Annotated in this window: 19 protein-coding genes; 3 read left to right on the forward strand and 16 right to left on the reverse strand. The window is 59.6% G+C overall.

What is annotated here, in order from left to right:
- Positions 1-22 precede the first annotated feature (22 nt).
- Together AC1DCP_RS13405 and AC1DCP_RS13410 are read right to left on the reverse strand one after the other, a co-directional pair.
- Positions 23-1,558, reverse strand: a complete 1,536-nt coding sequence (locus tag AC1DCP_RS13405) for an ABC transporter substrate-binding protein (protein WP_004431003.1) — start codon at positions 1,556-1,558, stop codon at positions 23-25.
- A gap of 41 nt (positions 1,559-1,599) precedes the next feature.
- Complete coding sequence (locus tag AC1DCP_RS13410; protein WP_060642658.1) at positions 1,600-3,420, reverse strand: ABC transporter ATP-binding protein; 1,821 nt, start codon at positions 3,418-3,420, stop codon at positions 1,600-1,602.
- Between the two features lie 523 nt (positions 3,421-3,943).
- Here AC1DCP_RS13410 and AC1DCP_RS13415 point away from each other — a divergent pair.
- Positions 3,944-4,237, forward strand: a complete 294-nt coding sequence (locus tag AC1DCP_RS13415; protein ID WP_013762362.1) for a putative quinol monooxygenase — start codon at positions 3,944-3,946, stop codon at positions 4,235-4,237.
- 80 nt (positions 4,238-4,317) lie between these two features.
- On the opposite strand, the gene AC1DCP_RS13420 is transcribed toward AC1DCP_RS13415, so the two are convergent.
- Positions 4,318-6,219, reverse strand: a complete 1,902-nt coding sequence (locus AC1DCP_RS13420; protein ID WP_060642792.1) for a bifunctional sugar phosphate isomerase/epimerase/4-hydroxyphenylpyruvate dioxygenase family protein — start codon at positions 6,217-6,219, stop codon at positions 4,318-4,320.
- Between the two features lie 121 nt (positions 6,220-6,340).
- On the opposite strand from AC1DCP_RS13420, the gene AC1DCP_RS13425 reads away from it, so the two are divergent.
- Positions 6,341-7,036: a TetR/AcrR family transcriptional regulator gene (locus AC1DCP_RS13425; protein ID WP_004431011.1), complete on the forward strand. Its 696-nt coding sequence runs from the start codon at positions 6,341-6,343 to the stop codon at positions 7,034-7,036.
- Here the strand turns inward: AC1DCP_RS13425 and aroQ are convergent.
- From aroQ to pcaD, 12 genes are all read right to left on the reverse strand, one after another.
- Positions 7,008-7,451 (reverse strand): type II 3-dehydroquinate dehydratase, encoded by a 444-nt coding sequence (gene aroQ / locus AC1DCP_RS13430; RefSeq protein WP_004431014.1) that lies wholly within the window; start codon positions 7,449-7,451, stop codon positions 7,008-7,010. The two genes, AC1DCP_RS13425 and aroQ, sit on opposite strands and share 29 nt — an antisense overlap.
- Positions 7,448-8,335 carry a shikimate dehydrogenase gene (locus AC1DCP_RS13435; RefSeq protein ID WP_013762364.1) on the reverse strand — a complete coding sequence of 296 codons (888 nt, stop codon included), beginning with the start codon at positions 8,333-8,335 and terminating at the stop codon, positions 7,448-7,450. The genes aroQ and AC1DCP_RS13435 overlap by 4 nt, the downstream gene beginning before the upstream one ends.
- A 58-nt stretch (positions 8,336-8,393) precedes the next feature.
- A complete protein-coding gene (locus AC1DCP_RS13440; RefSeq protein WP_004431018.1) occupies positions 8,394-9,155 on the reverse strand; it encodes an amino acid ABC transporter ATP-binding protein in 762 nt (253 codons plus the stop codon).
- Positions 9,156-9,184: 29 nt separating this feature from the next.
- A complete protein-coding gene (locus tag AC1DCP_RS13445; RefSeq protein ID WP_013762366.1) occupies positions 9,185-10,024 on the reverse strand; it encodes a transporter substrate-binding domain-containing protein in 840 nt (279 codons plus the stop codon).
- 34 nt (positions 10,025-10,058) lie between these two features.
- Positions 10,059-10,895 (reverse strand): transporter substrate-binding domain-containing protein, encoded by an 837-nt coding sequence (locus tag AC1DCP_RS13450; protein WP_004431022.1) that lies wholly within the window; start codon positions 10,893-10,895, stop codon positions 10,059-10,061.
- A gap of 43 nt (positions 10,896-10,938) precedes the next feature.
- The gene (locus AC1DCP_RS13455) at positions 10,939-11,589 is read right to left on the reverse strand and encodes an amino acid ABC transporter permease (RefSeq protein ID WP_004431025.1); all 651 of its coding nucleotides are present in this window, start codon (positions 11,587-11,589) and stop codon (positions 10,939-10,941) included.
- Positions 11,590-11,599: 10 nt separating this feature from the next.
- The gene (locus tag AC1DCP_RS13460; RefSeq protein ID WP_004431026.1) at positions 11,600-12,268 is read right to left on the reverse strand and encodes an amino acid ABC transporter permease; all 669 of its coding nucleotides are present in this window, start codon (positions 12,266-12,268) and stop codon (positions 11,600-11,602) included.
- A gap of 368 nt (positions 12,269-12,636) precedes the next feature.
- Complete coding sequence (locus AC1DCP_RS13465) at positions 12,637-13,698, reverse strand: 3-carboxy-cis,cis-muconate cycloisomerase (protein ID WP_112286089.1); 1,062 nt, start codon at positions 13,696-13,698, stop codon at positions 12,637-12,639.
- An 18-nt stretch (positions 13,699-13,716) separates the two neighbouring features.
- Positions 13,717-14,337 carry a protocatechuate 3,4-dioxygenase subunit alpha gene (pcaG, locus tag AC1DCP_RS13470; protein WP_013762369.1) on the reverse strand — a complete coding sequence of 207 codons (621 nt, stop codon included), beginning with the start codon at positions 14,335-14,337 and terminating at the stop codon, positions 13,717-13,719.
- Between the two features lie 2 nt (positions 14,338-14,339).
- The gene (gene pcaH / locus AC1DCP_RS13475) at positions 14,340-15,080 is read right to left on the reverse strand and encodes a protocatechuate 3,4-dioxygenase subunit beta (RefSeq protein WP_476774316.1); all 741 of its coding nucleotides are present in this window, start codon (positions 15,078-15,080) and stop codon (positions 14,340-14,342) included.
- Positions 15,077-15,499, reverse strand: a complete 423-nt coding sequence (pcaC, locus tag AC1DCP_RS13480) for a 4-carboxymuconolactone decarboxylase (RefSeq protein ID WP_004431033.1) — start codon at positions 15,497-15,499, stop codon at positions 15,077-15,079. Before pcaC ends, pcaH begins: the two co-directional genes overlap by 4 nt.
- Positions 15,500-15,502: 3 nt before the next feature.
- Positions 15,503-16,300, reverse strand: a complete 798-nt coding sequence (pcaD, locus tag AC1DCP_RS13485) for a 3-oxoadipate enol-lactonase (protein ID WP_013762371.1) — start codon at positions 16,298-16,300, stop codon at positions 15,503-15,505.
- A gap of 95 nt (positions 16,301-16,395) precedes the next feature.
- Between pcaD and pcaQ the strand changes: the two genes are divergently transcribed.
- Positions 16,396-17,337: a pca operon transcription factor PcaQ gene (gene pcaQ, locus AC1DCP_RS13490; RefSeq protein WP_013762372.1), complete on the forward strand. Its 942-nt coding sequence runs from the start codon at positions 16,396-16,398 to the stop codon at positions 17,335-17,337.
- Here pcaQ and pobA read toward each other — a convergent pair.
- Positions 17,334-18,506: a 4-hydroxybenzoate 3-monooxygenase gene (gene pobA, locus AC1DCP_RS13495; RefSeq protein WP_476774317.1), complete on the reverse strand. Its 1,173-nt coding sequence runs from the start codon at positions 18,504-18,506 to the stop codon at positions 17,334-17,336. The two genes, pcaQ and pobA, sit on opposite strands and share 4 nt — an antisense overlap.
- Positions 18,507-18,555 lie beyond the last annotated feature (49 nt).

Raw genomic sequence — 18,555 nt, forward strand, 5'->3', positions numbered from 1 at the left:
CTTTTTGGGAGGATAAGCCTGATTATTCGACGGTGACGTCGGTCAGCTTCAGGCGGTTATCCGGCGGTGCCACGAAACCCTTGACCCGCTTGTTGATGCCGTAAATGGCATTGGTGTTGTAAAGCGGAATTTCCAGCGCGCGCTCGGCGGCATAGGCGCCGACTTGCTTGAGGATCTTTTCGCGCTCGGCTCGGTCAGTCAGCGGGCGCTGCGATTCCAGCAGCTTGTCCAGCTTCTCGTCCTTGTCGTAAGGATTCCACTTTTCACCCGAGTGGTACATGGAATAGGCTGTGTTGTCGTAATCGAAGGTCCAGCCGCCCCACTTCTGCTGGAACATGGCGCCGGTCTTGCCCTGCGGGATGATGTCGTTCAGGAGCACGTTGGTCTCATAGGGCTTGATGGTGGCGGTGATGCCGACCATGGACAGATAGCTGGAGATGACCTGCGCGACTTCGTTCATCGTCGCATCGTTGCCTCTGATATCGATCTGCAGTGCCGCACCCGGCTTGACGCCGGCTTCCGCGAGCAGCTTCTTTGCGCCTTCCGGATCATAAGGCAGCGGCTTCAGATCGGCGTCGTAACCGAAGGACAGCGCGCTCTGGAAGCTGGCGATTTCCGAGGCCTGACCGGCAAGGATCGACTTGACGATCGTGCCGCGATCAACGGCCATGATGATGGCCTTGCGCACCTTGGGATCAGCGGTGATGCCGTCACGAGTGTTGAAACGCAGCGCATCCACCGTCGGGCCTGGAACGCTGACGATCTCCAGCTTGGAATCGCCTTCGATGACCGGGATCATGCCGATCGGGATGGTGGGCGGAATGACGAGATCGACGCGGCCGGCCTGCAATTCGGCAACCGCAGTCGCCGGCTCGGCGATGAAGCGGAATTCCAGTTCGGAGAGCTTTGGTGCGCCGCCCCAGTAATCCGGGTTGGCTTCAAGCTTGATGTTGGTCTTCGGCGCATAGGAGACGAATTTGAACGCGCCGGTGCCGACCGGGTTGAGGTTGAAATTATCCTCACCCTTTTCCTGAATGTATTTCGGCGGCACGATCATGCCGCCATAACCGGCAAGCTTGGTCAGAAGCACCGGATCGGGCGCCTTGAGCTTCATGTCGACGGTGTAGTCGTCAATGACGTCGACGCTTTCGATGGCGACATAGTTGGAGCGCTGCGGGCCCTTGGCACCCTGTTCGCCGAGAAGGCGCTCGAAGGTGAACTTGACGGCGGCGGCGTTGAAGGGCTCGCCATTATGGAACTTGACGTTCTGGCGCAGCTTGAAGCGGATGCGCTTGCCTTCATCCAGCTCTTCCCAGGATTCGGCAAGGCCGGGCACAAGTTTCAGGTCCGGACCGCGATAGGTCAGGCCATCGAAGATGTTGGTGGCGACAGCTGCCCATTGCACCAGGAAGGTGTCGATCGGATCCCAGCTGCCGGGGTCCTGCGGGCTGGAAATGGTCATCTTGCCAGCGGCGAAAGCCGGCGCTGCGGTGAAGGCCGTGCCGGCCAGCGCAAGCGCGACGAACGTTGCCGTCATCCCCTTTTTGATTTTTGTCATCTACCTGTTCCTCTTCAGATGGTTACGGTTTTGGTTATTGTTCAGGCACTCTTCGCGATGAAGTGGCCTGGATTGATTTCCTCATGGGCGAGAATGGCGGGCTCATCGCCGACGCGGCGCACGGGATTGGGAATTTCGCCCTCGATCATGGCGATGCGGCGCTCGATCAGGGGATCGGCAACCGGCACTGCGGAAAGCAGCCGGCGCGTATAATCATGCGTGGGCGTTTCGAAGACCTGCTGGCGGCTGCCCATTTCCATGATCTGGCCGAGATAAAGCACCGCGACGCGGTGGCTCATCTTTTCCACCACCGCCATGTCATGGCTGATGAACAGGTAAGCAAGACCACGTTCCGCTTGCAAATCCATGAACAGATTGATGATCTGCGCCTGGATGGAGACATCGAGCGCCGACAGCGCTTCGTCGGCGATAATGAGCTTAGGATCGGAGGCGAGCGCGCGGGCAATGCAGACACGCTGCCGCTGGCCGCCCGAAAACTCGTGCGGATACCGCGATGCATGTTCCGAACTCAGACCCACCCGTTCCAGCAGCTCATCCACCCGGCGGCGCACCGCCTTGGCATCGTTGATCAGGCTGTGGGTGTTGATTGGTTCGGCGATCGAGAAGCCTACCGTCTTGCGCGGATCGAGCGAGGCGAAGGGGTCCTGGAAGATATATTGCACTTCCTGCCGCATGCGGAAACGTTCCGCCGCCGACATCTCAGAATAGCTGCGGCCGTTGAAGGATATTTCGCCTGATACCGCCGATTGCAGCTGCTGGATTGTGCGGCCGATGGTGGATTTGCCCGAACCGGATTCACCGACCAGCGCCAGTGTCTCCCCGGCGTGGATGTCGAAGCTGACCTTCTGCACGGCGCTGCAACGGTGCGTCGCCTTGCCGAACAGGTTCTTGCGAATATCGAAGCGAACGAACAGGTCGCGAACCGAAAGCAGCGGCTTCTCATCGTATTTTGCGGTGTTCTGCACCCGTTCCTCGCCCACCACGACCGGCTGGCCATCCTGCAGGACGGTGAGCGGAAGGCGCTTGGGAAACTCTTCGCCGGTCATGCTGCCGAGGCGCGGAACGGCGGAAAGCAGCGCCCGCGTATAGGGATGCTGCGGATTGGCGAAGATGTCCTTGACCGGGCCTTCCTCAACCTTCCTGCCTTTCCACATCACGACGACGTCATCGGCCATTTCCGCCACCACGCCCATGTCATGGGTGATGAAGACCATGCCCATGCCGAGCTTCTTTTGCAGGTCGCGCATGATGTTGAGGATCTGCGCCTGAATGGTGACATCAAGTGCCGTCGTCGGTTCGTCGGCGATCAGCAGCTTCGGCCGACAGGCAAGCGCCATGGCAATCATCACGCGCTGGCGCATGCCGCCGGAAAGCTGATGCGGATAACGGTGCAGAAGCTCGGCCGCATCCGGCAATCGCACCATGTCGAGCAACTTTTTTGCCTCGGCCATGGCCGCCGCCTTGCCCATTTTCTCGTGCAGGACAAGCACTTCGCAGATCTGGTCACCGATGGTGAAGACCGGGTTCAGCGACGTCATCGGCTCCTGGAAGATCATGGCGATCTCCTTGCCGCGGATCGACCGCATTTCCTTCTGCGATGCCTTCAGCAGATCCTTGCCTTCGAACATGATGCGACCGGCGGGGTAAGTCGCGCCCATCATATCCGCAAGACGCATGGTCGAGAGCGACGTGACCGATTTGCCCGATCCGGATTCGCCGACGATCGCCACCGTCCTGCCGGCTTCCACGGCAAAGGAAATATCGTCCACGACGCGGCTGTCGCCGAACTCAACGCTCAGGTTTTCAACCGAGAGGAGGGCGTTGCGGTTTGCGGCAGTCATGTCAGCGTCTCCGGCTTGGCATGCGCGGCAATGCCGGCGCGGCCATCTGAAATAGTGAGGGGGCAAGGGCGTGGGGCAGGCGCGCGGGATGAAACGCTGTGCCGGAGGATGGGAGTGTCAAAAAGAAAGCGCATGGCGTTTCAGGCGCGATGTAGATTGGCTGCTGCCGGTCGATACGGAAATTGCGACCTGGTCGAAGTGCTACGGGCGACCTCACCGGTGCCGGTAAAATGCCTGTTGCCAGTCTCAGAATCGATGATGCGCATGAACTTGTATTCCCCACCCCTTGTTTTACAAAAAAGCTAACAAAACAGGACAATCATGTCCAGAGTGTTGAACAATTTTTGTATACTGCTCTACAAATACGCAAGTGCATTTATTTTGGGCGCGGGTGTGCCGAAGGGCCGGACCCCGATTAAGGGATGTTTTTAGTCTGTATTGAGGATGTATCGATTTCAGTGGTTGTGGGTGCCGCTGCCCGTGATACAGGCCGGACGAAGACCATTGAAAAAGGATACCGGGTATGACGAATAGAACGGGTGCGGTCAGGCTATCCGGCTTCCTCCGTTGCGCATCGGTGCAGGATGTCCAACTTGTGGAAAGCCATCTACCCGATCACATTCGCCTGACCAGAGCGGAGCCGGGCTGTATTTCTTTTGAGGTATCGCAGACCGAAGACCCCCTGATCTGGAGGGTGGAAGAGCTTTTTGTGGACCGCGCTGCTTTCGATTTTCATCAGCAGCGCACGCGCGCATCTAAGTGGTTTGTGGCCACCTCCGCCATTCCACGGGACTATGAGATAGTGACGCTGGCGTAAATAAAGACAGGCCGCAGCGGCATTCCTGCCGGCTGCGGCCTGTTTGGATTTTTGAAGCACCAGTGGACTGGTGTCTGCGCCTATTCCTTCGGCATGCCGATCGGTGGCGCAAGACGCCGCTGCGCAGCGATGCGGAAGGGGGCGTTCATCGCGCCATATCCGCCGTAGGCACCGCGCCTTTCGACGATTTCGAAGAAGAACCCTTCGCCGAAGGTGCGGCTGTAGATCTGGAAATATTCGCCGTTGTCGTCCCTGTCGTAGAGGATGCTTGCTTCCCGGAGTGCGTCGGAGAATTCCGGTTCCAGCCCGAAGCGGGCCTCCAGATCGTCATAATAATTGCGCGAGATCGGCAGGGCGTGAAAGCCGCGCGCATGCAGAGCCTTGGCGGTGGCGAAGATATCGTCCGTGGCGAACGCGATGTGCTGGATGCTGGTGCCGAAACCTTCCGCCAGAAATTTGCCGGCGAAGGTCTTTCGGTTGTCGGCGCCGTTCATGGTCAGGCGGAAACGCGGGGAGGGCACGCTTTCTATGGCCTGGCTGCGCACCAGACCGCCGGGATCGACCACATCCACCATCGGAGTGCGGCGCGTTGAAAACAGCGATGTGTAAAACAGAAGCCAGGTCAGCATTTCATCGTAATGCGTGGTTTGCGCAAGATGGTCGATGCGGGTCAGTCCGGTATTGCCTGCCGGTGCCGTCGCATCTACCGGTGCGAATTCATTGTCCCAGATGGAGGCGAGCGCCGTGGACCCGTCGAGGAAATAGATGACGCCATTGCCCACGCCCTGAATGGCTGGAACCGCGACTTCGCCGGATTTGCGCGGTTCGGCGAATGTCGGCGCGCCCAGAGCTGCCGCACGCGCAAGCGCTGCCTGCGCATCATCGACCTTCAGGCCGAATGCATAGGCATTGGTGCCGTGGATGGAGTAGGATGCACCGGCGAAACTCTCACCGGTACCGCCGGTATTGATGACGATGCGAATGTCGCCCTGCGTGTAGAGATCGACATCGCGATTGCGGTGCCTCGCGGTTTTATCAAAACCAAGTGTGGCGAGCAGCGCTTCCAGATTGGCCTTTTCCTCCGGTGCCGTTGTGAACTCGACAAACTCCACGCCTTCCGTCTGCACCCGCTCAGGCATGGCGGGCGCCTCGATGCGGATGTCGGGCTCCAGACGGCGCACCTGATCCATGAGGTTGATGAGCGAACGATGGCCGTCCTCAGCCAAAAGGCGCGCCGAGCCACCGCGGAACTGGTCGTTGAAGATTTCGAGCGACAGCGGGCCGCTATAACCGGTTGCGGCGACAGCGCGCATGAAATCCACCACCGGCAGATCACCTTCGCCGGGCATGTTGCGGAAATGCCGGCTCCAGTACAACAGGTCCATGTCGATCAGCGGTGCGTCGGCCAATTGCACGATGAAGATCTTGTCGCCGGGAATGGAGCGGATGGAGTTGGGATCGATCTTGCGCGACAGCGTGTGGAAGCTGTCGAGGATGATACCGACATTGGGGTGATCGGCGCGGCGCACCACTTCCCACGCATCGCGATGATCGCTGATGTGCCGGCCCCAGGCCAGCGCCTCGTAACCCACGCGAACACCATGCCTGGCCGCAAGCTCGCCAAGCTCGTGGAAATCGGCGGCGGCGCGGTCTATTCCACCCAGCGACACCGGCGAGACATTCGAGCAGATCAGCATCAGATCGGTCCCGAGTTCGCCCATGATGTCGAATTTACGCCCTGCGCGCTCGAAGGCGCGGGCGCGGTGCGGTTCCGGCATGCCTTCGAAATCGCGGAACGGCTGGAAAAGCGTGATATCCAGCCCATGATCCGCCGCAAGGGCCCTAACCTCGCGCGGCGAGGCGTCGTAGGTCAGGAAATCGTTCTCGAAAATCTCCACGCCGGTGAAACCGGCTTTCGCAATGGCCGCCAGTTTCTCCGGGAATTCGCCGCTGATGGAGACGGTGGCGATGGAAGTACGCATTGGCACGCCCTGTTTGCCTGTGTCATAGCTCGCCATATTGCGTTCCTTTTCAGCGTTATGTACTAATTGGTTAATAATAGGGGTGCGGCGGCAAGCCGTATACCCTGCTGATGGATGGATCATGACAAAAAGCGCAACTTCGAACGGCACCAGCGAAACCCGGCAGGCGAAGCGCGATCCGGAAGGCGTGCGCCGAGACATTCTTTCCGTTGCGATGGAGGAGTTTTCGCAAAACGGCCTGTCGGGAGCGCGCATCGACGAGATCGCCGCCCGCACGCGCACGTCCAAGCGGATGATCTATTATTATTTTACCGACAAGGAAGGGCTTTACCAGCGCGTTCTTGAAGAAGCCTATGCCAAGGTGCGTGGCGGCGAGAGCGATCTGGAGCTGGATGGTCTGGAGCCGGTTGCGGCGCTCGAAAAGCTCTGTCGGTTCACTTTCGATCACCATCGCCGCAACCCGGCTTTCATCCGCATGGTGATGATCGAGAACATTCATCACGGCCGGCACATGCAATCGTCCGGAACGATCCGCCAGCTCAACCGGCCGGCCATCGATGCCCTGGAAAGCGTGCTGCTGCGCGGCCAGAAGAGCGGCATTTTCCGCAACGGCATCAATGCGCTGGAACTGCACTGGCAGATCAGCGCGCTGTCCTTTTTCAACGTCTCGAACGTCGCAACCTTCTCTTTCATCTTCGGCGACGGGCTGTTTACCGAGAAGGGTCAGCAAACATTGTCGCATCACGTCAGCGACATGGTGTTGCGATATGTGCTGAGCCCGGACCATATCACGAAGATCGGGAAAGACGGCCGATGAGGTGGCTGAGCGCCACCCCGTAACCTTCGATGCCGAGACCGGCGATCACGCCTTCGGCGCGCGTCGAGATATAGGAATGGTGGCGGAAGATCTCCCGTTTGTGGATGTTGGAAATGTGAACCTCGATCACCGGTGCCTCGAAGGTATTGAGTGCATCGAGGATCGCCACCGAGGTATGGGTAAAGGCACCGGGATTGATGACGATGCCTGCCGATGTGCCGCGCGCCGCATGGATCCAGTCTATCAGCTCGTATTCCCGGTTGCTCTGGGCAAAGAATATCTCGTGCCCCGCCGCCTCGGCAATCGCGCGGCAATTGGCCTCCACATCGGCCATCGTCTCGTAGCCGTAGATTTCCGGCTGGCGTTGGCCGAGCAGGTTGAGGTTCGGTCCGTTAAGTATGGTGAAAAGGCTCACGCCACACCCTCTTTCGTGCAAATTTCGGTAAAATGTGCCGTCATGCGCTCTGCATCAGGTTCACGGCCGCAGAACAGCCGAAACGCGCCAACAGCCTGAAACACCGTCATGCCGCCGCCGGGCAGGGTGCGACAGCCTTTTTGGGCCGCCGTCGCCAGAAGCTCGGTCACCAGCGGCATATAAACGATATCGGCCACCCAGTGCCGTTGTTCAAGGAGGTCGGCCTTGACCGGCATGCCGGGATGGGCGGGCATGCCCATCGGTGTGGCGTGGATCAACCCATCCGCGAAGGGCAGGGAATCTGCCGGGTCTTTCACGGCAAAGGCGTGGCCTTCGCCAAAACGGGCGTTGAGTTCGGCAGCCAGATGCTCGGCGCGGCTGAAATCGCGGTCGCAGATATCGAGATGGGTAATGCCGAGTTTCAGCGCCGCATGGGCCACCGCAACGCCTGCACCACCAGCACCGACCAGCAGCGCCCGGTCTCGTTTCGCATCCGGCAGGCCGCGCATGAAGCTCTCGTAAAATCCGTACCAGTCCGTATTGTGCCCAATGCGACGTCCGTCCTTGAAGACGACGGTGTTGACCGCGCCGAGCATGCGGGCATCATCAGACAATTCATGCAGGTGCGGAAGGACCGCCTGCTTGAAGGGATGGGTAATGTTGGTGCCGGCAAAGCCGCGCGATTCCAGCTCATTGAGCAGATCGGGAAGCGCGCTTTCCGGCAGCTTGCGCGCCACGACATCGACAAGCTCGTAGGAATAATCGAGGCCGTGGGCAGCCCCTTCGCGCATGTGCAGCGCGGGAGATTTGGAAAGCTGGATGTCGGCGCCAATCAGGCCGACCTTGAAGGATTTGGTGTCTGTCATGATCAGGTCATCGCTCATCGAACGTGGTGGGAGAGGCGGGGGTCATCCCCGCCTGCCTGTCGGCTCCGGGTGAGCCTTAGTGATGGGCGAGAATTTCGCCGAGGAATGTGCGGGTACGCTGGTGCTTGGGATCGCGGAAGAACTCGTCCGGCGGGCCTTCCTCGATGATTTCGCCTTCCGACATGAAGACCACACGGTCGGCAACCTGCCGGGCAAAGCCCATTTCATGGGTCACGCAGATCATTGTCATGCCGTCGCGGGCAAGACCGATCATCGTGTCGAGCACTTCCTTGACCATTTCCGGATCAAGCGCCGAAGTCGGCTCATCGAACAGCATGGCTTTCGGCTCCATGCAGAGCGCACGGGCAATCGCTGCGCGTTGCTGCTGGCCGCCGGAAAGCTGCGCCGGATATTTATCGGCCTGATTGAGAATGCGCACGCGCTCCAGATATTTGCGCGCGGTCGCTTCCGCATCGGCTTTCGACAGGCCCTTCACCCGCATGGGCGCCAGGGTGCAGTTTTCCATGATGGTCTTGTGCGGGAAGAGATTGAAGCTCTGGAACACCATGCCCACTTCACGCCGAACGGCATCGATGGCGCGGGTCGAATCCGAAAGCGTGGTTCCTTCGACCGTGATCTTGCCCTCCTGGATTTCTTCCAAATGGTTGATGCAGCGGATAAGGGTGGATTTTCCTGAACCGGACGGGCCGCAAAGAACGATTTTTTCGCCTTTGCGAACCGTCATGTTGACGCCTTTCAGCGCATGGAAGGCTCCATACCACTTTCCAACCCCTTCAAGGGCGATCAGCGGAGCCTGTGCGGCGGAGGATTGCGACATGGAACTTTCCTTCATGCTGGGAAGCAGCGTTAGTTAACGGTGTAGGGAATGTCAGGAAGCGAGGCCGGGAAGTCCGGAACCGGGCGCTTCATCCATTTGGCATAGACTTTTGCGAGCTCGCCATTGGCCTTGGCTTTGTCGAGCCAAGCGTTGAGTGCCTCGTTCCAGTCCTTTTCACCGGGGCGCGTGGCGGCGCTGTTGTAGAGGGTCACGAGGTCGAACTTCACCTCGTAATCCTTGCCGCCAGCGGCTGCGAGACGGTCACCATAAAACTGGTTGCCGCCGATTGCCTCGATCTGGCCCGACAGGATCGCCTGAATGGTGGCGGCGTCATCGTCGAAACGCAGAATTTTCGCCTTGGTACCGGCACCTGCGGTCAACGCCGTGTCCATCGGACTGGATTTCGGCGCGCCGACGGTCATTCCCGTGAGATCGTCGAAGTTGGCGATCTTCTTGTCCTTGGTGGCATAGACCGACATGACGTTATGCGCGTAAGGCTGCGCATATTGTACGTTTTTCGCGCGTTCCGGCGTCATCCCCATCGACGCGAACAGGGCATCGACCTTTCCGGTGCGAAGCGACGGGATGCGGTTGGCGACTGCAAGCGGTACGAACTCCACTTTCAGTCCAAGATAGTCCGCAAACCCGCGGGCCAAATCCGCATCATAACCTTCCTGAACACCAGAGGAATTTATGAAGCCCCAGGGCGCGTTGTCGCCCTGAATGCCGATGATGATCTTGCCGCTGGACTTTGCTTCTTCAAGTGTTCTGGCTTCTGCGCCTGCGGGTGTCAGGATTGGCAGCAAAGCTGCTGCCAATCCGACGGCGATGGCTGTTCGCCAACGCGTCTGTTTGTTAAAGATTCCCATTGGTTACTCCTCCCAATCCAGCCTCTTCCGGTCTTCACTTCACGGTGAAAGGAATATCCGGCAGGCTTTCCGGGAAAGCGGGAACTTCGCGCTTCATCCACTTGTCGTAGATCTTGGCAAGCTGGCCATCCGACTTGATCTTGTCGAGGAAGGCGTTGACGGTCTCGTTCCAGTCCTTTTCACCCGGACGGGTGCCGGCGCCGTTGTAAAGCGTCGTCAGGTCGAACTTCGGCTCGTATTTGCCGTTGGCAGCCTGATTGAGGCGGTCGCCATAAAACTGGTTGCCACCGACAACCTCGACCTGGCCGGAAATCAGCGCCTGAATGTTGGCGGCATCGTCGTCAAAGCGCAGGATCTTGGCCTTGGAGCCTGCACCTGCCGTGATCGCCGTGTCCATGGCGCTGGACTTAGGAACGCCGACGGAAACGCCGGTCAGATCGTCATAGTTGCCGATCTTCTTGTCCTTGGGGCCGTAGACGGAAAGCACGTTACCGGCATAGGGCTTGGAATACTGGATGGTCTTGGCGCGCTCGGCGGTCATGCCCATGGTTGCGAACAGCAGGTCGACCTTGCCCGTCAGAAGGGCCGGAATGCGGTTTGCCACGGCAAGCGGTACGAATTCGACCTTGACGCCGAGATATTCGGCAAACGCCTTGCCGATATCGGCATCGAGGCCGTCCTGAACGCCGCTCGAATTGACGAAGCCCCATGGCGAATTGTCGCCCTGAATGCCGATTACGACCTTGCCCTTGGCCTTGGCCTCATCCACCGTGCCGGCGAAGGCGTCGACCGGTGCGATAAAGGGCAGGGCGACCGTTGCTGCGGCGAGCGCGAGCAGGGTGCGACGTGAGAATTTACCGTTGGATTTCATCTTTTGCTCCTCCTTACAAAGCTTGATGACATGTTGATGGGTATTAGCGGGAAGCGGCTTGCATCCGCTTTTCTACACTGGCGCCCCACAGGGAAAGCGGCCAGCAGATCAGGAAATACATGATGCCGACGATGGCAAAGACCGTCAGCGGACGGAACGTCTGGTTGGAGACGATCTGGCCGGCGCGGGACAGTTCGACGAAGCCGACAATGGCGGCAAGCGACGTGCCCTTGATGAGCTGCACCAGAAAACCGATGGTGGCGGGCAGCGAAATCTTGAAGGCCTGCGGCAGAACCACGTCCTTCATTCGCGACACGTAGTGCAGGCCAAGCGCGTTGGCGGCTTCGGTCTGACCCTTCGGCACAGCCTGGATGCCACCGCGCCAGATTTCACCCAGAAAGGCGCTGGCATGCAGGGTGAATGCGATGGCGACCGCAATCCAGGCATCGACATTCAGGCCCGCAAGCGCCACGCCGTAATAGACGACGAAAAGCTGCATCAGGAGCGGTGTGCCCTGGAAAATCGCGATGAAGCCGGTGCTGGCGCGCTGGATCGCCGGGGTTTCGGCAACGCGGCCAAGCGCGACGCAAAGGCCGAAAATGCCGCCACCGATGAAGCCGATCAGGGTCAGCGCAAGGGTCCATTTCAGGCCCTGCAGCAGGAAGAACAATTCGTTGGAACCGATGGATGCCATTGTCTTTTCCTCACTTGACCGGATAGCTGAACGATGTGCGGGAGATGAGGGAAAATACCCCCATCATCAGCGAGGAAATGACCAGATAAAGCAGCGTGATCGAGAAATAGACCTCAAAGGAGCGGAAGGTGTCCGCTTCGATCTGCTGGGCCACCGAGGTCAGCTCGTAAGCCGCAATCGAGGTGCAGACCGAAGTGGTCAGCGTCAGCATGATGAACTGGCTGGTGAGTGACGGATAGACCGCCCGAAGCGCCGGCTTCAGAATGATGTGCCGGAAGATCTGCGCCCGGTGCAGGCCAAGCGCCAATCCCGCCTCAACCTGACCCTTGGGAATGGAATCGACGCCGCCGCGAATGATTTCAATGGCATAGGCGCCGCCGTTCAACGCAAGCGCAATGATGGCCGTGACCGTGGGGTTAAGCTTGATGCCGATTTGCGGCAGGGCGAAGAAGATGAAGAATATCTGCACCAGAAACGGCGTGTTGCGAATGGCTTCCACGAACCCGATGACCAGACCGCGCAGCAGCTTGAAGCGCGAGCGGCGGGCCACGACGCCGAGAACCCCGATGACGGTGGCAAGCGACATGCCGGCGATTGCAAGGCCGATCGTTGCAAGACAGGCCAGAAGCAGCTCGGGCAGACGGTCTATGACCGCCGAAAAATCGAGACTGTAAGACATATTTCCTCCCAACCCGTTCGGGTCCGAACAGACGTTTCGCCTTGTTCGCATCGCTTTGGAAACCCTGTGGCTCCAAAGCCCTCCGTTTGTTTTTACCGTGCCGGGGAAGCTCCACACTTCTGTGCCAGCATAGCGTTAACCTGAATGTTTGTACCAGTTAGTTCAATTTTGTGTCAAGCGCCAACTCCGGTTAGAAACAGCTTAAAGATCACTTTTTCCTCATTCGTCTTGTTAAAGAAAGTCGTTTTTTATCAACGACTAATGTGATTGGTCGCAAGCGTTTTCATCGCGCGCCCGCGCCATTCCCATCTCGCTGGCAAAAGCGCCCGAAGGCCGCTCAGTCTTCGCGAAAACCTGCCATTCCCTTTTTATTCTTCGCTTGCTCCCAGCCGGTCGATCTGCCCCGCTAGGCGCTCGGCGATCAGGAGTGAGGACCCCGTTGCCGTCACCATTTGCGGCAGCGACAGCCATTCGAGCATCCAGCCCGCGCCCGAACGTTCCTGTTCGTGAACGAGAGACTGGTGCAACGCCGAAATCTGCACGGCGTTGAAGCGTGCCAGCGTCACCAGCGTTTCCGCATTGACCGGGTTCTGCTTGTGCGGCATCGCCGAGGAACCACCCCCGCCGCTCATGCGAATTTCGGCGCCGACTTCGGCCAGAAGCGCGATATCCTGCCCGAACTTGCCAAGCGTGCCGGTGACGAGCGACAGCAGATTGGCAAGCTCGGCGATACCGTCGCGCTGGCTGTGCCACTGCGGCCTGTCAGAAAGGCCGAGACGCTTTGCGAGATCGGCGCGGACAGTGCCGGCATTGTCGCCGAGCTTTTCCAGCGTGCCGGCCGCGCCGCCGAACTGGACGGCAAAACCGTGCTGCAAAAACGTGTCGATCCGAACCAGATGCCGTTCCAGCGGATCGATCCAGCTTTCCACCCTGTCGCCGACCGTGATGGCGATGGCGGCCTGCATGCGGGTATATCCCGTCAGCGGGTTGCTGCCATCGCGGGCCGCAATATCACCCAGCGTATCGATGAGGCGGCCGAGCCGTGCCGCGATGATTTCCGCTGCCGCCTTCAGCCGCAGCATCAGGCTGGTATCGATGACATCCTGGCTGGTGGCGCCGAAATGCAGCTTTTCCGCCGCCGTACCGGCAACCGCCGCCCGCATCTGCCGGACAAGTTCCGGCACCACAACGCCGTCCTTGGCGACGCCATGGCGAAGCGCGGTGGTATCAGCGGCAAAATCGGAAAGGCGCGAGACGATCGCATCCGCCGCATCCGCTTCAATGACGCCCGCCCCGGCCTGCGCCTGCGCCAGCGCCGTCTCGAAACGGATTATGGCATCGATATCCGCTCTGGCCGAAAACAGCTCAACGATTTCGCTGTCGCCAAAAAGGCCGGAGAGAAACGGATGTTCGAAGGGGGAAAGGCTCATCTCAGGTTACGGCTCCGCTCAGATATCAAAAAACACGGTTTCGCCCTCGCCCTGAAGGCGGATATCGAAACGATAGATGTTTCCTTCCTCCTTTTTGGCGACAAGGGTGGCGATGCGGCTTTTCTGCTCGACGCGGGCAAGGACCGGATCGGCGGCATTGGCCTCCTGCTCCTCGGGAAAATACATGCGGGTTTGCAGGCCGATATTGATACCGCGCGCCACGATCCAGAAAGTGATGTGCGGCGCCATCCACCGGCCGTCGCGAAAGGGCACCTTGCCGGGCTTGATGGTGTCGAAGATGAATTCGCCGGTATCCATGTCGCCGGGCGAGCGGCCCCAGCCGGTGAAATTCGGATCCGCCTTGCCGCGTGTTTCGCTGGGGCTGTTGTAATAACCGTCCGTATCCGCCTGCCAGATTTCGATCAGGGCGTCCTTCAGCGGCATGCCAGCGCCGTCGTAGACCGTGCCACGCACGCTTACGCGTTCGCCGCGAGCCTTGTCGTTATAGAGCGCGCCGGAGCCCAGGTCCTTTTCGAACACGCCCTCGATGCCAACGAAATTGGGGGTGCAGCCGATATGGACATATGGACCTGCCGTCTGCGACGCTGATTCCTTGAGATAACCGAGCGGCTGGACCATGATCAGTTGCCTTCCTTGCGATTTTCGAAAAACGTGGAGCGGCGGCCGCGAAGCACGATGTCGAACTTGTATGCCAGCATGTCCATGGGAATGTTTGAATTCATATCCAGCGGCGCGATCAGCCGCTTGATCGCATCCTCGTCCGGGATGGTTTTGACGATCGGACATTTCCAGATCAGCGGATCGCCTTCGAAATACATCTGGGTTATCAGCCGCTGGGCAAAACCGTGGCCGAAGACCGAGAAGTGGATATGGGCAGGCCGCCAGTCGTTGACGCCGTTCGGCCAGGGGTAAGCGCCAGGCTGGATGGTCTTGAACCAGTAATAACCGTTCTCATCCGTGATCGTGCGGCCGACGCCGCCAAAATTCGGATCGATGGCGGCGAGATAGGTTTCCTTCTTGTGGCGATACCGCCCGCCGGCATTGGCCTGCCAGAATTCCACGAGCGCACCGTCCACGCCGCGGCCGCGCTCGTCCAGCACCCGGCCGTGGACCAGAATGCGCGGGCCAATCGGCATTTCGCCAGGGCGGGCATAATTGAGGATCAGGTCGTTATCCAGCTCGTTCGGCAGGCTGTGGCCGAAAACCGGCCCGGTGATCTCGCTTTTGGTGCCTTCCAGCGAAATCAGGGCGCGCTGCGGAGAACGCAGGACAGAGGTCTTGTACCAGGGAGCATAGGCCAGCGGATGAATGTCGCGGTCGCGTGCGAAGAACGGCCCGGTTTCGGGCTTTGTATTACTCATTTCGTCTCCTCCTCGTCGCGGGAACTATCGGCTTTCATGCCGGCCAGAGCAAGCTTGGCGGTCTTGAAAGCGTGGTTGGCGGCGGGAACGCCGGCATAGATTGCGACATGCAGCAGCGCTTCGCGAATATCCGCTTCGGTGGCGCCGGTATTGGCGGTGGCGCGCACGTGCATGGCGAGCTCCTCGTCCTGACCGAGTGCGGCAAGCAAGGCGATGGTGACCATCGAGCGCTCGCGCTTCGTCCAGTGGTTACCGGACCAGACCGTGCCCCAGGCCGCTTCGGTGATGAGCTGCTGAAACGGCTGGTCGAACCCCGTTGTCACCGTCTGCGCGCGGTCGACATGCGCGTCACCGAGCACGGCGCGGCGCGTTTTCATGCCCTGCTCAAATCTCTCGTTCTTGTCGATATTGTCCGCCATCTGTCACTGCTCCGGCAAGGTCTTCAGAAAATCACCGACCGCCTGCGCATAGGCGAGCGGTTGTTCAAGGCAAGGAATGTGGCCGCAGCGTGCGATGGTGGCGAGACGGCTTGCGGGAATGAGGTCCGCCAGCGATTGCACCAGTGCTGGCGGTGTCGACCCGTCTTCATCGCCCGCCACGCAGAGCGTCGGAACAGCGATGCGGCCCGCTTCGTGCGTGAAATCGGCATCGCGTATGGCGGCGCAGGTGCCGCTGTAACCGGCCTCCGGCTGTTGGGAAAGCATGTTGCGTGCACCCGCATAAACCAAGTTGTCCGGCTGACGAAAGGCTGGTGTGAACCAGCGCTCCATCACCGGATCGATCAGCGAGGCAAGGCCGTCAGCGGCGATCTTGTCGATGCGCGCGTTCCACATCTCGGCGGTGCCGATCCTGTGGGCGGTATTGCTGAGCACAAGGGCACGCACGAGATCGGGACGCCGGGCATAAATTCCCTGTGCAACCAGTCCACCGACCGACAGACCCCAGATGACCGCATTGTCGACGGAAAGATGATCGAGGATGGCAATCAGGTCGTCCGCGTGATCGTCTATCGAATAGGCAGGGCGGCCGATATCGGACAGGCCATGGCCACGTTTGTCGTGCAGGACGAAAGCATATTTGTCGCCAAGTTCCGCAATCACCGCATCCCAGATACGGAAATCGGTGCCAAGCGAATTGATAAAGGCGATGACCGGCTTGCCGCTTTCCAGTTCGTGCGCACGATAATGGATCGCGTTTTCGCCACAGCGCAGAAAATGCATGATGTACGTCCTCCTGTTGACGATATTGCAAGCACGTTCCGGTTAAGTAAAATGACATTATCGGTGAAAAATATAACCAATGGATTATATGTTCGATGGTCGAGCAGCGTATAAAGTTCCGGCATCTTCAGACCTTCGTGGAGGTGGCGCGCCAGAAAAGCGTCATTCGTGCGGCAGAAATCCTGCATGTCAGCCAGCCGGCGGTAACAAAAACCATCCGCGAACTCGAGGAGATTCTGGGCGTCTCGCTGTTCGACCGCGAGGGGCGCGGCATCCGCATCAGCCGCTATGGCGAGGTGTTCCTGCGCCATGCCGGGGCAACGATGACGGCACTTCGCCATGCGGTCGATTCCGTCTCGCAGGAGGCGGCGCGTGCCGGCCCGCCGGTTCGCGTCGGTGCCTTGCCAACCGTTTCGGTGAGGATCATGCCGAAAGCCATGGCGGGATTTCTTTCGGAAAAAACCGGCAGCCCGGTCAAGATCGTCACCGGTGACAATGCCGTTCTTCTGGAGCAGTTGCGCGTCGGCGATCTGGATCTCGTCGTCGGGCGCCTGGCTGCGCCGGAAAAGATGGCGGGCTTTTCCTTCGAGCATCTCTATTCCGAAAAGGTGCGGTTCGTCGTGCGCGCCGGCCATCCGCTGCTGTCGCCGGGCATTTCGGTTTTCGATCACCTGCACGAGTTTCCGGTATTGATCCCCACCCGCCAGTCGGTAATCGGTCCCATCGTCGAGCAGTTCCTGATCGCCAATGGGGTGCCGGCCTTGCCGATCCGCATCGAAACGGTATCGGATGCGTTTGGCCGCGCGTTCCTGCGCGCCAGTGATGCCGTTTGGATCATTTCGGAAGGGGTGGTCGCAGGCGATGTGGCGGATGGAACTCTGGCGATCCTGCCGGTCGATACCGCCGATACCAGCGGCCCGGTCGGATTGACGGTGCGGGCCGATACGCAGCCCTCACTGCCGCTGTCGCTGCTGATACAGGCCATTCGCGAAGCTGCGCGCGAACTGCTCGACCCGAAGCCCGAAACTGTTTCCTAAAAGGGAAGCCCGACATAGTTTTCCGCAAGCGCCGTGGAGGCAGCGCGGGAATGCACGAGGTAATCCAGCTCCGCTTCCTGGATACGCTGGCCAAATTCGCCGGTATCGGGAAAGCGGTGCATCATTGTCGTCATCCACCAGGAAAAGCGCACGGCCTTCCAGACGCGGGATAGCGCTTTCTGCGAATAGGAATCGATGCCCGCTTCCGACCCTTCACGATAAAATTCGATGAGCGCCTCGCTGAGATAATGCACATCGCTGGCAGCAAGGTTGAGGCCCTTGGCGCCGGTCGGCGGCACGATGTGGGCGGCGTCGCCCGCCATAAACAACCGCCCGAAGCGCATCGGTTCGCACACGAAGGACCGAAGCGGTGCAATGGATTTTTCAAATGACGGCCCGGTCACCAGGGCATCGGCATGGTTTTCCGGCAGGCGGCGGCGGATTTCATCCCAGAAGCGCTCATCGCTCCAGTCCTCCGGCCGGTCTTCCAGCGAACATTGCAGGTAATAGCGGCTGCGCGTGTGCGAGCGCATGGAACAGAGCGCAAAACCACTGGGATGGTTGGCATAGATGAGTTCGTGGCTGACGGGTGGCACTTCGGCCAGAATACCGAGCCAGCCGAAGGGATATATCTTTTCGAATTCCGTGATCGAGCGCTCAGGCACGGATTTGCGGCTGACGCCGTGAAACCCATCGCATCCGGCAATAAAATCACAATCTATCCGATGGCTTACGCCGTCTTTCTCATAGGTGACGTAGGGGCTGGTGCCTTCGAAATCATGAGGCTCCACATTCGAGGCTTCATAGATTGTGGTAAGCCCCGCTTTTTCGCGGGCATCCATCAGGTCGTGCGTCACCTCCGTCTGACCGTAGACCATTACCCGTTTGCCGCCGGTCAGATCGAAGAGGTCGATACGGTGATCGCGCCCGTCAAAGGCCAGCGAGAAACCGTCATGCGGCAGACCTTCCTTGTGCAGGCGTTTGTCGGCGCCAACCTTTTCCAGAAGGTGCACTGTGCCTTCTTCCAGCACCCCGGCGCGGACCCGACCGAGGATGTAGTCCTTGCCGGCCCGGTCGAGAATGACGGTATCGATGCCTTCATTGGCAAGCAGCTGACCAAGCAGCAGACCCGAAGGGCCGGAGCCGATGATGGCGACCTTGGTGCGCATTATTTTCCTCCCGGAATTGTCTCCTGTCAGGAAATTGACCAAAGCGCGC

Source organism: Agrobacterium sp. 10T429 (assembly GCF_056393925.1).